The organism is Enterococcus sp. DIV1298c (assembly GCF_017316315.1).
Classification (GTDB): Bacteria; Bacillota; Bacilli; order Lactobacillales; family Enterococcaceae; genus Enterococcus_B; species Enterococcus_B mangumiae.
The window spans coordinates 18,038-30,687 of the sequence record NZ_JAFLWG010000020.1; the positions used below are offsets into that span (position 1 = coordinate 18,038).

A 12,650-nucleotide genomic window follows, 5' to 3' on the forward strand; every position below is an offset into this window, starting at 1 on the left:
TGAGATGACTAGGCATCCCAACTCCTCCATTATCCTGATCACTGTTTAGTCGATCTTGTCTACTTGATCAAAATCAAGCTCTGTACTTGTTTCACGACCGAACATGTCAATGTTTACTTTTAGTTTTTCTTTTTCTTCATCGACTTCTGTCACTTGCCCTTCTAAACCAGCAAATGCACCTTCGATGATTTTAACGACTTCGCCAACTTCTACTTCAAGTTCGTTTTGACGTAAACTCATACCGATCGAACGTAAGATATGATTGACTTCTTCTGGTAATAAAGGTGCTGGCTTGCTTCCTGCACCGTGAGAACCAACAAAACCAGTAACGCCAGGTGTGTTACGGACAACATACCATGAAGCATCTGACATGATCATTTCTACTAAGACATAACCAGGGAATGTTTTATGAACGATTTCTTTTTCTTTCCCATTTTTTACTTCAGTTTCTGTTTCTTCAGGAACAACGACACGGAAAATAAAATCAGCCATTTTCATACTTTGCGCACGTGACTCGATATTTGCTTTTACTTTGTTTTCGTATCCAGAGTATGTATGTAATACATACCAATTTTTTTCAAAAGATTCCATTGAAGGCTCCTCATTTCATTTGTAAAATAAAAAAACCTCAGTTCCCCGAAGTTTTTCCTCTACTTGATTATAGCACCGTTTGTTGGTTTTTACTAGTGACTTATTGCAAGATCCACGCAAACAGACTTTGGATCGCTGTATCCATCACGAAAAACATCAATCCGAAGATGATCGCAGTCTCGATAACGACTAACGTATCTTTACGTAGTTGTTTTTTACTTGACCAAGTTACTTGTTTCATTTCGTCTTTTACACTTTTAAGAAATTTCATCGTAATCCTCCTCCTTGTTATTTTGTTTCTTTATGTAATGTGTATTGATTACAATATTTACAAAATTTATTGATTTCCAAACGTTCGCCGCTTTTTCCTTCACTAATCGACTTCGTATAGTTTCGAGAACCACAAACGGAACATGCTAATGCCGCTTTTTTCTTTGCCATCCGTTTCCCCTCCTCACTGAAATCCAAATTTATACCATACTACATTATCATGTAAATTATTTTATGTCAATTAGTGATCGTACGCTCTACTGTTTTTATTTTAGTTATGATATGATTACTTAAAGGATTTTAAAAATGAGCAATCTGGAGGTATGACTATGCTATTAAAAACACTTGTTTACAAGAAAAAAGATTTGACGACTGTCTCTGAGACAAGCAACTTAGAAGAAGCACTAGAAATTTTAGAATCATCCGGTTACCGTTGTGTACCGATCCTTGATACTTCCGGTAATATTTTCCGTGGGAACATCTATAAAATGCACATCTATCGTCATAAAGCAAACGGTGGCGATATGACTTTACCGGTCACTCACCTATTGAAAAACGCAACAAAATTCATTTATTTGGATACCTCTTTCTTTAAAGTATTCTTTACGATCAAAGAGCTTCCATACATCGCTGTACTTGACAGCCAAAACCATTTCTATGGGATTTTGACACACAGCACGTTATTGAGCATGTTGTCTCAATCTTGGAGTGTAGAGCAAGGTAGCTATGTTTTGACGATTGCTTCAACAGGTAAACAAGGCGACTTAGCGGCGATTTCAAAAATCATCGCTAAATATAGCAGTATTGCTAGTTGTATCACCTTAGATGTCGAAAAAGACGAATATATCCGTCGTACTTTGATCACACTGCCTGCGGATACAGAAAAAAGTGTCTGTGATTCGATCGTTAATCACTTAGAGAAGAAAAATTACAAAGTGATCGAAATTGAAAACTTACAAGATTCTGAAAAATAAGAATCTGAACAATCACAAATAGTTATTGATTGCATGCCAAAAAAGCCAGAAACCCCAAAATCATCGATAGATTTTGGAATTCCTGGCTTTTTTAGTCTTTTGCAAACAATCATACTCGATCGTTGAATTTTACTGCTCGATCTAAATAATACATCAATGGTGCAGAGACAGCCATCACGATAAATTCACTTAATGCAAGCGTACCGTAAGTCGTCCAAAATGCTTGTCCTCCGGTTGGTACTAACATATAAGCGATCATAAACATACTGATTGTAAAGAAAGCTGTATTTAATGCTAAACGGACTTTGACATTTTTTACTTTATTCTGGATAAGTGCAGTCAATCCCAATGCCAACAATGTTTGGCCACCGCCAAAAATCACATCCATGACACCAAAACCATAAATCGCATTATAGACGATCACGCCACCTAAGACACCCCATAATAACTTCCGATTGAATACAACTAAATGATTTAAACTCTCTGAAATCCGAAATTGGATTGGTCCTGAAGACACTGGTGCAACCAAAATCGTTAAAGCTAGATATAAGGCCATGATCAGCCCATTGACAACTACTACCATCAGTCGTTGCCTACTTTTTGTTCTCTCCATTTTCTATTCCTCATTTCTCCTAGTTTTGTTAACGCGGGATGGTTGATGAACCGCAAGGCGTATTATAACACACCAAATGAAGATTACAACCTTCACTCTAAAAAGGGATTCTTTGTATTTTTTTCATTCAGAAAAATTATCCCAGTGACTATTCGCACATTTCTCAGACCAAAAATTGGCAGAAATAGTGAGGCAAAAACAGGCGTTTGTGAAAAATGTTATAAAAAGCAAAGCAACAACGAGCAGTGACTCTTAATGATCAGCCAATGTCAAAACGAATGTCTATACACAAAGCAAAGCGCAAAGCTTGCTAAGTCAAGGGATGTTAGTATACATGACAAAAAAATCAGCCTAAGTATTGGCTGACGACACTTGAATGATTATCCCATTCCTTTCTTTTACCTACGTTTTTTGCTTGTTCTTTATTCTGTTTTCTAATTGAACTTCTTTTTCATTTGCCTAAACCTCTGCTATAATAACCAAGATTGTAATTCTTTTGATCACATTGACGAGGCGTATCGTTAACTATTCAATGATCGATTCACCCTTAAAAGCTTAAAGCTTTTTTTGTTGCGAAAACATTGATCGAAGTTTCGTCAATCTATTTACATGATTAAAACCACAAGTATTCACGGATGCTGAATAAACAGGGCAATGATTGCTTTTCCTTTTGCTACGTTGTTAGCGTATGCCAACGAAAAATCTTGAAAGGCTTGTTTCCACCAACCGTACGTTCGATACTTTGGTGTATTCCAGGAGGAAAAAATGAATTTTCATTATCACCTATTAATTAACGAAGCCGCTGGTAGCGGAAACGGAAAGAAAACAGCTGAGAAGATCTTACCGATTCTCGATAAAAAGCAACTTTCCTATACTGCCCACTACAGTGAATATAAAGGACACGACGCTCTAATAGCGGAACAATTAGCAAAAGATACACTTATGGAGTGGGAGGCGGAACAAGTTACTGATTCTTTAGGATGGTTTCCACTTCTAATCGTTGTTGGCGGCGATGGCACCCTTCACCAAGTGTTGAATACTTTTCATCAGTTATGTGTATCATTTCCTGTAGGCTTCATTCCAGCCGGTTCAGGCAATGACTTTGCTCGGGGCATTGGTATCAGTCGAGACCCTGAAAAAGCATTAGAAGCGATTTTATCGACCAATGAACCCCAAGAAATAAATGTCTTGCACTATGAAGAAAAAGTCAGCGATCGAGAAGGTCTTGCGCTCAATAATTTTGGGATCGGTTTAGATGCAGCGATCGTCCATGCAACGAATCATTCGAATGCAAAAAAAAGACTGAATAAATACAATCTAGGCTCACTTTCTTATTTATTTTCTTTATTACATGTCCTTTTCACACAAAAAGGATTTCCGATTCTTGTCGATATCGGTGGGAAACGGGTTAATTTTAAAAAAGCTTTCTTATGTACAGCTACCAATCATCCCTATTTTGGTGGGGGGATCTCAATCGTTCCTACGGCGGATATCACAAAACCGACGATTGATTTTGTCGTAGTTGAACGTATCAACCTATTGAAAATCATCTGGCTGTTTCTTTTGTTACTCCAAAAAAAGCAAATGAACTCTAAGTATTTTCATCACTATACAACAAGTAAGCTTCGAATCGTTTCCACCATTCCTCAATATGGTCAAGAAGATGGCGAGGATTTGGAAAAGCAATCTTTCGATCTACAATTAGCGAATAAAACGCAATTATTATGGTGTAAAAAAATAGTCATCCGTGAGGAAGGTCCAAATTCTTGATACGCTCAGTCCTAAGATTGCTTGTTAATCATACCGTCTAAAAAAGACATCCGAAATTTATAGTTTCGGATGTCTTTTCGTTTTTTATGATTTACAATCTCAACTTACGCTTGTAGTTTGATGTTTTCCATACCGATCATCGGATCGATCCATTGTTTTTCTACAGCTTCGGTTGTCAGGATATAGTTTTCAGGTAACTGTGGTTCTTCAACTTCTTTAGTTTCTTTCGCTTCATTTTTTTCTTCTTCCACAGCAAAAAGTGACACTTCTTGTGCTGGTTCTGTGGTCTCATTGTGGTCAACCAGTTGTTTCTTAGGCTCAGCTGCTTGTTCAATGGAGGCTGAATATGTTCCTTCTTCAAATGGATCATCACCTGTCAAAGAATCTTCATAGGCGGCTAGTTTTGTCCGCAAATGAAGCGTCATTTCGTTGTCTTCGATCCGTTTTTTTAGTGTCGTCAAACGAACGGCTGATTCGTTTTTGGCACAAGTCAAATACGCTTGCTCTTCCCCTAACAGGATCAATAACTCCTTACTTCGAGTCACGGCTGTATACAACAGATTTCGTTGAAGCATCCGTTGATATTGATGGACCATCGGCAAAATCACCATCTTAAATTCGCTACCTTGCGATTTATGGATCGAGCAACAATAAGAAAGGGTGATTTTATTCCATTCATTTCGTTTATAGGTGACTTCATTGGCATCAAACTGAATGACAAGTTCATCTACTTTATCTTCCGAATCCTTCGCTAAAACGATCCCAGTGATCACGCCCATGTCCCCATTGAACACATTTAATTCCGGTGTGTTGACTAAATGAAGGACTTTATCGCCAATCCGATAAATCGTATCATTCCAGTGAACTTCCTTGCGATTTCCTCCACCTGGATTGAAAATATTTTGCATCATTTTATTCAAAGCATCGATACCAGCTGCCCCTCGATACATTGGTGCCAACACTTGGATATCTTGTGCTGTAAACCCTTTGTTTTTGGCTTTTTCCACGATTTTAGAAATCAGTGGTTCGATTTGATACGCATCACTTGCAAAGAACGAGCGATCTTTTTGATTTTTGGTAAAATCCGCTGGTAATCTTCCTTCTTTGATTTCATGCGCTAATGGGATGATACTCGAGCCATCTCCTTGTCGATAGATCTGATTCAGTTCGATTTTAGGGATCTGGTCGATTTCTAATAGATCATGTAGTACTTGACCTGGTCCTACTGATGGCAATTGATCTTTGTCCCCTACTAGTATGACTTGCATATTTGTGGGGATTGCCTTGAATAACGTGTTCGCTAACCAAGTATCGACCATCGACATTTCATCGACGATCAATAAGCCTCCGTCTAACTCTTTCGTACTGATCGAAGGCGTTTTTTCACGTCCATTCAAACCTAAGAGGCGATGGATCGTACTAGCCGGCAATCCAGTGGTTTCATTCATTCGTTTAGCGGCTCGTCCCGTTGGCGCCGCTAATAAGATCGGAAAAATCTCTTGCGTGTATTTTGTGGGATCAAGATCCAAGCCATTCAATTCGGCAAACAAATGAACGATCCCATTGATTACTGTGGTTTTCCCAGTCCCAGGGCCCCCCGTCAAGATGAACAGTGGCGAGCGGATGGCTTCAGAAATTGCTTGTTCTTGCGAATCTCCATACTGGATGCCGAACATTTTCTCGATTCGTCGAATATTTTTTTTGACTTCTTTTGATTCGTATTTGATTTCTTTTTTCCGACTCAATAAGCGCTGGACCGAGTTACCGATGCCCCATTCAGAAAAATACAAACTATTTTCATATAGATTTGTTTCTTCTTGTTGGATCTTTCCCTCTTCGACTAATTGGATAATGACCGTTGCGACTTGATCCGGTTCGATTTCGATCGGACGACTCGATTCTAAGATTTTGATCGTCTGCTGCAATAAAGATTCTGCGGGGACATACGTATCACCCGTTTGGATCGCCTGTTGAAAGATCTGATGTAAGATCGCAGCCCTGATTCGACGCGGCGAGTCCGCCGCTATACCGATCTGTTCTGCTAAATTATCTGCACGCTTGAACCCAATCCCTTCAATCTCTTCAACTAATTGATAAGGATTTTCCTGGATGATATCCAACGCTTCGTTTTTATAGGCTTGGTAAATACTAAAGGCCAGTTGACTACCAAAACCATAGCGGTTCAACCCCATGATCACTTGATCCATCCCATGATTCAAGCGGATCGTTTCAGCAATCATCTCTCTTTTTGGTTTTGTTAACCCAGAAATCTGTTGTAATTGTGACGGATCTTCGATGATTTTTTCAATCGCGTCTTCACCAAGCAATTCCACGATTTTTTCTGCGGTTTTTTTGCCAATACCTGGAAACTTGTCACTTGATAGATAATTGACGATCCCATTTGCTGTCGTTGGTTTTTCCTGTTCGTATCGTTCTACTTTCAACTGTCTGCCATACTTTGGATGATCGACTAACTCGCCATAAAAGCGATACAACTCGTTTTCTTGAACATCGCCAAAACTACCCGTTGCGACGATTTCTTTTTCTCGATAATCGGCACTTGTCTCGCTGACTTGGATCAGCAAGACTTTGTAAAAGTTGCTAGGATTTTGAAAAAAGATAGCGGCAACTGTGCCGACAAAATAAGGCATTTCTTCTGGCTGCATCGAGGCCGCCTCCTTCATTTATAGTAAAGGCTCTGGCTGTCCATTACCTAAAAAATCGACCTCATTCCATACTTTCAGCTCGTATGGTAAAAGGTTATTGGGTTCTCCTGTTTCTAAAATCGTCAAACTACTATTAAACAGTCCGCCCATTTCTCGCAATTGGCTCAAGTCTTTCCCAGTCATCCACTGGATCGCAGCCGTCAATGACGCCCCGTGACCAACGAAAAGAATGGGCCCTTGATGTTGACATACCGCATCAGCAACGACTGCTTCGATCCGTGTGATTGCTTCAGTGATCGGCTCACCATCAAAAGGTGTTGGGTCATATTTATCTAAATGGTTACGTAAGTTAGGTAAATTCTCTGGAAATTTTTGGTACATCGCTTCGATCGATTGCCCTTCCAGTTTTCCTAACCCTAGTTCTCTTAATTTATCTGTATAAATGATTTCTGTCGGATGTACTAATTCTTGATTGATTCCTTTTGCCGTATCTCTCGCACGCTTTGCTGTACTGCAATAGATGGCTTCAAAAGGAATCGACTTGACCTTTTGACCAAATGCTTTGATTTCCTCATAACTTTGAGGTAACAACGGTGAGTCTCCTTGGCTCCCTTGAAAGCGTCTTTCAAGATTCCATTCCGTTTTACCATGTCTTGTAAAGTATAGTTCCATAGGTTTTAGACTCCTCACTCTGTACTTCCTTTTTTTCGCTATACTATCTATCATATAGGATTTTGCCAGTGGATTGTGTAGAAAAGCTTGTTTCTTCAAAAAAAAAATAGAAGCTTTCGCCAACCGATGCTCACTGAAATCAATTGTAAAGAAGCTCCTCTGCCAATTATGTAGTTTCGTTTTCAATCAGCGATACGCAAGAAGCAACACTTCATTCTCAGTGTCGATAAACGGTGTTCGCAAGGAAGCTCCTACTATACGCCAAGCGAAGGTCAAAAAGTCCTTCACTTCGCCTTGATATTAGGAGCAAATCCTTTCTCACAACCTTTAGTCTAGCTTATCATTTTCGTAGTGATGTGTTAACTCTAAATTTGGGAAGCCTTGTTGGCGCAATGCTTCATACACGATCATCGCAGCTGTATTCGATAGATTCAATGAGCGGACATGGGTGTCATTCATTGGGATACGTAAGCATTTTTCTGCATGTTCGCGCATAAAGGATTCCGGCAATCCAGTTGTTTCTTTGCCGAATAAAAAGAAATGCTCTTCGCCATCCGCAAAATTTTCATCACTATATACTTTATTCGCAAACTTAGAGATCAAATGCAACTTTCTATCTCCTAAATAAGACATAAAAGCTGGTAGATCGGCATGGTACGTAATATCTACATCATGCCAATAATCAAGCCCTGCTCGTTTCAACTGTTTATCATCTGTTGAAAATCCTAGTGGTTCGATCAAGTGTAGCGGGGTGTTCGTTGCCGCACACGTTCTCGCAATATTTCCTGTATTTGCAGGGATCAAAGGTTCAAATAAAACAATATGGTTCATACTATCCATCCTCTCATGTATATGTGAAATCCATTTTAGACTAAATCTTGATTTTTGCATAAAAAAAAACGTATCAACTCGGTGTCAGTCACTGCGAGTCGTTACGTTAGTGAAGCTCTTCTCACTATCTTTTATCAGAACAGGAACCTGATAAAAACCAATGAAAAAACAACTTGTTGCTACTATATCACCATTAAACGCATTTTGCAACCTTAACTCTACAATATTCTTATTGGAATCGTTTTCTCTTATTTCCTTTTAACAATTCTATGTCAATTGTAATTTTTCTAAGAGGTTCTGCCATAAGTGCCTCTTTTATTTCTTTTGTTACTTGCCATTCGAGCGGCGACATTGCTAAGAGATCTCGTCGATTCTGTTCAGGGATCGAAAACTCATAAGTCACACGCTGACGTTCTACCAACTCCATTGATTCCATGAATTTGTCAACGACACGCTGATTCGAATAATGGTGTTTTTCTGGTTGATCGGGATAAAAGGCTTGGCGTAATTCTTTTAAATAGCCTGATTGCGGAACAACTTTCAACACCACACCGTCATCTGCAAGCACTCGGTGAAATTCCTGATAATGAGAAGGCGAAAAAATATTCAATATCGTCGAAAATTGCTGATCAGCAAAAGGGAGATTCGTTAAATCTGCGACACACCAAAACGCCTTTACTGGCTGTTCAGTTGCTGCATAGACGCCTTCTTTAGAAATGTCAAAGCCGATTGCTTGTTTTAACGGCTGTAATTGATCGATGGCAGTCAAAAAGCTGCCTTCTCCACAACCGACATCTAACACACTTGCATCAGCCGGCAGATGTTGTGCTAATAATTCGATCACAGGCTGATACATACCCGCTTGGATCATTCGCCGTCTTGGTTCAAACATTCCTTGGTCATAGTCCGTTTTAACAGCATGGGACAAAAAATACAACGTCCCTTTTTTTGATAAATCAAAACGATGATTGTTTTGACAAATGAGCCCGTTCGCTGTTGAAGTAATCGCTTCATGACACAACGGACAGCGAAACAACTGAGCATTCTCTGATAAAAATAGTCTACCTTGGTCTATTTTTTTTAACATAATGATTATTCATTCCTTTAAAAACTTAATGAGAAAGCAATAACAAGACAAAATAGCTTTTTAAAACATACGTTACGTATTAGTGCGATTGTACGATTCACTTCATCTTACCGTTTGATGAACGCTTTAGCAACTGTAAAAACTATGGTATACTTTCAAAAAAGTAGGCATCACAAAGGAGTAAGAATATGATCAAAGAATTTTGTGCGGAGAATTATACATTGATTCCCTTAGCGATTGCTAAAGGTACGAATCGAATCGAATTGTGCGACAATCTGGCAGTAGGTGGCACTACACCAAGTACTGGCGTGATCGAAGAAGTACTAAGCTACGCGAGTGAAAAAAGCGTACCAGTCATGACGATCATCCGACCACGTGGCGGTGATTTTGTTTATAACGATATCGAATTGAAAATCATGCACACTGACTTGATTGAAGCAAAAAAATTAGGAACTGACGGTGTGGTCATCGGTTGTTTAACGCCTTCTGGTTGGTTAGACGAAGAAGCTTTGGAAGTCCTTATAGAGTCCGCAGAAGGCTTGCAGATCACCTTTCATATGGCTTTCGATGCGATTCCTCAAGAGCGTCAATTCGAAGCAATCGATTGGTTAGTGGAACATGGTGTTCATCGCATCTTGACACACGGTGGCGCTGCCGGCACGAACATCGAAGAGAATTTGGAGCATTTAAAACAATTGATTGCTCATGCAAATGGCCGGATCATCATTTTACCTGGCGGTGGGATCACTTCTGAAAACGCACAAGCAGTTGCAGATGCTTTAGAAGTCCACGAAGTCCATGGCACAAAGATCGTTCCTTTATCTGAGTAAAACCAAAAGATAGACGAAACCTCTCCTTGTCTCAAACAAGAGAAGCTTCGCCTATCTTTTTTATCTCTTACATAAAATACCCCATAAACAAAGAAGCGATATTGAAATAGATCAACACACTGGTCAAGTCACTTAAAGTGGTAATAAATGGCCCACTCGCAACAGCAGGGTCAAAGCCTAAGCGATCCATCAACATAGGGATCAAACTTCCCGCAAGATTCGCCACTGTGATCGCAAAGAGCATCGCAATACCAATGACAAAGCCTAAAATAAAGTTTTGTTTCCAAATCCCTACGATCAATAAAATCGTTAAACCAGTCACAGCACCAGTGACTAATCCAGTCAACACTTCTGCTACGATCAAGCGGACAAAGCCATGATTTTTATCATCAGAGATCGCTAAACGCCGCACAGCGACCGCCAACGATTGCGTGCCGGCATTCCCAGCAGTACCGGTGATCAAAGAGATAAAGACAGCTAAAATACTCGCTTCACTGACCAAGGCTTCGTAGTGACTGATCAAAGAAGCAGTTGACATACCTAAGAATAACAAAGTGATCAACCAAGGCAATCGCCGAGAAGCAGACTTCACAGGATTCTCATTGATTTCTTCGACATTGACCCCCGCCAACCCGGAGTAGTCACTCGCTGCTTCATCATCGATAACGTCAATGATGTCATCGACCGTAACGATCCCTAACAAATGATCATCATAATCAGTTACAGGCAAAGCAAGAAAGTCATAGTCACGGAAGGTTTGTGCTACGTCTTCTTGGTCGTCGCCTACGTGAACAGACAACACCCGCTCACTCATTAAATCAGAAATCATGGCATCATCATCATTAACGATCAAATCACGTAATGAGATAACTCCAACCAGTTGATTGTCTTGATTGACGACATAGATATAATAAATCGTTTCTGCTACATCAGCTTCATTTTTCAAGACATACATCGCCGAACGGACCGTTTGATTAGCAACGATCGAAATAAATTCGGTCGTCATGATCGCCCCTGCTGTTTCATCTTCATAATGTAACAGGTCTTTGATCTCGCTCGCATCTTCTGCTGGCATCAAGCTAAGGTATTTCGCCACTTGTTTCTTATCTAATGTATTCAGCAAGTCGACTGCGTTATCGGTATACATCTCAGAAAGCATGTCTGCTGCATAATTAGGGCGCATTTCTGCCAAATATTCTTTCATGTATTCGTTGTCTTCTTCAATGACATCGAACATATCCGCCAATTCCTTAGGCGAAAGATAGGTATAAATCTGTTGACGATCTGCTTCCTTAAGGGATTGATAGAATTGCCCCTGCTCATAGATGTGCATCTCTAGGAAGTTGTTTCTAAAATCCTGGATGTTGTTTTCTCTTAGATCCAGAGCCAACTGGGCAAATCTTTCCTCTAATTCTTGATTTTCGTCCAAACCAATCTCACCTCACCTTAATCTTCAAATCGTTTCACTATTGTCGCCATATCTTTTGCTAAAGGCTGTTTGAATTCTAATAATTTTTCTGTAAACGGATGATAGAACCGTAAGTCATAGCAGTGCAAGGCTTGTCTAGCAATACCTAGATCCATTCTTCCGCCATACATGTCATCCCCTAAAAGAGGACAGCCGATTTCAGAGAAATGCACTCTGATTTGGTGCGTGCGACCTGTATGCAGCTGGATATCCACTAATGCTACATCCGTTGATTTATTTTCTAACCAATATTCCGTCTGCGCACTTTTTCCTGTAGGAGTAACTTTGCGTTTCAATAATGATGTCATATCCCGAGCAATTGGTAAATCGATTTGCCCGTGATCTTGCAAAGTATCTACAGACCCACTGACCAATGCTTGATATTTTTTGACGAATTTCTTTTCACGAAGCTGTACATCCAGCTTGGCATGAGCAAACCCATGCTTTGCAAAAAGCATCAACCCTGAAGTATCGCGATCCAGTCTCGTCACCACATGGATCACCTGATCCTCATAGTCTTGTTGTTGATAATATGCTTTCACTCGATTCGCCATTGTTCCATTCGGATGATACTGTGCTGGTATCGAGGATATCCCAGCTGGTTTATCCACGACTAAAATGTGCTCGTCCTCATAAACGATCACGATCGGTGTTTCATCTAACAGAACAGTTTCATGTTCACCTTCAGCCGGAATCACAATGGTTACCTTATCATTTTGCGTCAGAGAAAACAAGACGTTTTCCACCCGATCATTGACCATGATCGTACCGCCTTGGAACTTGATTTTTGCTAGCAAGCCTTTCGATATCCCTTTTTCTTTCAAAAAATATTTCACTTGCTGCGGCTGTTCTTTTTCGTAGGTCCATGTAAACTCCAT

Annotated in this window: 13 protein-coding genes; 3 read left to right on the forward strand and 10 right to left on the reverse strand. The window is 39.9% G+C overall.

Annotation, left to right across the window (positions count from 1 at the left end; all coding sequences use genetic code 11):
- Nucleotides 1–45: 45 nt before the first annotated feature.
- The 3 genes from nusG to rpmG form a co-directional block, all read right to left on the reverse strand.
- Nucleotides 46–591 carry a transcription termination/antitermination protein NusG gene (gene nusG / locus JZO83_RS05705; protein ID WP_034687107.1) on the reverse strand — a complete coding sequence of 182 codons (546 nt, stop codon included), beginning with the start codon at nucleotides 589–591 and terminating at the stop codon, nucleotides 46–48.
- A 100-nt stretch (nucleotides 592–691) separates the two neighbouring features.
- Nucleotides 692–862: a preprotein translocase subunit SecE gene (gene secE / locus JZO83_RS05710; protein WP_206854866.1), complete on the reverse strand. Its 171-nt coding sequence runs from the start codon at nucleotides 860–862 to the stop codon at nucleotides 692–694.
- Between the two features lie 17 nt (nucleotides 863–879).
- The gene (rpmG, locus tag JZO83_RS05715; RefSeq protein WP_005878997.1) at nucleotides 880–1,032 is read right to left on the reverse strand and encodes a 50S ribosomal protein L33; all 153 of its coding nucleotides are present in this window, start codon (nucleotides 1,030–1,032) and stop codon (nucleotides 880–882) included.
- Between the two features lie 158 nt (nucleotides 1,033–1,190).
- Between rpmG and cbpA the strand changes: the two genes are divergently transcribed.
- Nucleotides 1,191–1,835, forward strand: a complete 645-nt coding sequence (gene cbpA, locus JZO83_RS05720) for a cyclic di-AMP binding protein CbpA (protein WP_206854869.1) — start codon at nucleotides 1,191–1,193, stop codon at nucleotides 1,833–1,835.
- A 109-nt stretch (nucleotides 1,836–1,944) separates the two neighbouring features.
- Here the strand turns inward: cbpA and JZO83_RS05725 are convergent, their stop codons facing one another.
- The gene (locus tag JZO83_RS05725) at nucleotides 1,945–2,448 is read right to left on the reverse strand and encodes a QueT transporter family protein (protein ID WP_206854871.1); all 504 of its coding nucleotides are present in this window, start codon (nucleotides 2,446–2,448) and stop codon (nucleotides 1,945–1,947) included.
- A gap of 765 nt (nucleotides 2,449–3,213) precedes the next feature.
- Between JZO83_RS05725 and JZO83_RS05730 the strand changes: the two genes are divergently transcribed.
- Complete coding sequence (locus JZO83_RS05730; RefSeq protein ID WP_207115205.1) at nucleotides 3,214–4,218, forward strand: YegS/Rv2252/BmrU family lipid kinase; 1,005 nt, start codon at nucleotides 3,214–3,216, stop codon at nucleotides 4,216–4,218.
- 104 nt (nucleotides 4,219–4,322) lie between these two features.
- On the opposite strand, the gene JZO83_RS05735 is transcribed toward JZO83_RS05730, so the two are convergent.
- From JZO83_RS05735 to JZO83_RS05750, 4 genes are all read right to left on the reverse strand, one after another.
- A complete protein-coding gene (locus JZO83_RS05735) occupies nucleotides 4,323–6,884 on the reverse strand; it encodes an ATP-dependent RecD-like DNA helicase (RefSeq protein ID WP_207115206.1) in 2,562 nt (853 codons plus the stop codon).
- Between the two features lie 18 nt (nucleotides 6,885–6,902).
- A complete protein-coding gene (locus tag JZO83_RS05740) occupies nucleotides 6,903–7,556 on the reverse strand; it encodes a histidine phosphatase family protein (RefSeq protein WP_206854878.1) in 654 nt (217 codons plus the stop codon).
- A gap of 327 nt (nucleotides 7,557–7,883) precedes the next feature.
- Nucleotides 7,884–8,387 (reverse strand): tRNA (uridine(34)/cytosine(34)/5-carboxymethylaminomethyluridine(34)-2'-O)-methyltransferase TrmL, encoded by a 504-nt coding sequence (gene trmL, locus JZO83_RS05745; RefSeq protein ID WP_206854880.1) that lies wholly within the window; start codon nucleotides 8,385–8,387, stop codon nucleotides 7,884–7,886.
- 229 nt (nucleotides 8,388–8,616) lie between these two features.
- Nucleotides 8,617–9,474: a methyltransferase domain-containing protein gene (locus JZO83_RS05750; RefSeq protein ID WP_207115207.1), complete on the reverse strand. Its 858-nt coding sequence runs from the start codon at nucleotides 9,472–9,474 to the stop codon at nucleotides 8,617–8,619.
- Nucleotides 9,475–9,662: 188 nt separating this feature from the next.
- Between JZO83_RS05750 and JZO83_RS05755 the strand changes: the two genes are divergently transcribed.
- A complete protein-coding gene (locus tag JZO83_RS05755) occupies nucleotides 9,663–10,304 on the forward strand; it encodes a copper homeostasis protein CutC (RefSeq protein ID WP_207115208.1) in 642 nt (213 codons plus the stop codon).
- A 67-nt stretch (nucleotides 10,305–10,371) separates the two neighbouring features.
- Here the strand turns inward: JZO83_RS05755 and mgtE are convergent, their stop codons facing one another.
- Entirely contained in the window at nucleotides 10,372–11,733 is a 1,362-nt protein-coding gene (gene mgtE / locus JZO83_RS05760) for a magnesium transporter (protein ID WP_207115209.1), read from the reverse strand.
- Between the two features lie 17 nt (nucleotides 11,734–11,750).
- Entirely contained in the window at nucleotides 11,751–12,650 is a 900-nt protein-coding gene (locus JZO83_RS05765) for an RluA family pseudouridine synthase (RefSeq protein ID WP_207115210.1), read from the reverse strand.

Bases quoted from the DNA above. Each gene is read 5' to 3' on its own strand.
- secE (WP_206854866.1), bottom strand. From the start codon at position 862: ATGAAATTTCTTAAAAGTGTAAAAGACGAAATGAAACAAGTAACTTGG.
- nusG (WP_034687107.1), bottom strand. From the start codon at position 591: ATGGAATCTTTTGAAAAAAATTGGTATGTATTACATACATACTCTGGA.
- rpmG (WP_005878997.1), bottom strand. From the start codon at position 1,032: ATGGCAAAGAAAAAAGCGGCATTAGCATGTTCCGTTTGTGGTTCTCGA.
- JZO83_RS05725 (WP_206854871.1), bottom strand. From the start codon at position 2,448: ATGGAGAGAACAAAAAGTAGGCAACGACTGATGGTAGTAGTTGTCAAT.
- JZO83_RS05730 (WP_207115205.1), top strand. From the start codon at position 3,214: ATGAATTTTCATTATCACCTATTAATTAACGAAGCCGCTGGTAGCGGA.
- JZO83_RS05750 (WP_207115207.1), bottom strand. From the start codon at position 9,474: ATGTTAAAAAAAATAGACCAAGGTAGACTATTTTTATCAGAGAATGCT.
- JZO83_RS05735 (WP_207115206.1), bottom strand. From the start codon at position 6,884: ATGCAGCCAGAAGAAATGCCTTATTTTGTCGGCACAGTTGCCGCTATC.
- JZO83_RS05755 (WP_207115208.1), top strand. From the start codon at position 9,663: ATGATCAAAGAATTTTGTGCGGAGAATTATACATTGATTCCCTTAGCG.
- JZO83_RS05765 (WP_207115210.1), bottom strand. From the start codon at position 12,650: ATGGAGTTTACATGGACCTACGAAAAAGAACAGCCGCAGCAAGTGAAA.
- JZO83_RS05740 (WP_206854878.1), bottom strand. From the start codon at position 7,556: ATGGAACTATACTTTACAAGACATGGTAAAACGGAATGGAATCTTGAA.
- cbpA (WP_206854869.1), top strand. From the start codon at position 1,191: ATGCTATTAAAAACACTTGTTTACAAGAAAAAAGATTTGACGACTGTC.
- trmL (WP_206854880.1), bottom strand. From the start codon at position 8,387: ATGAACCATATTGTTTTATTTGAACCTTTGATCCCTGCAAATACAGGA.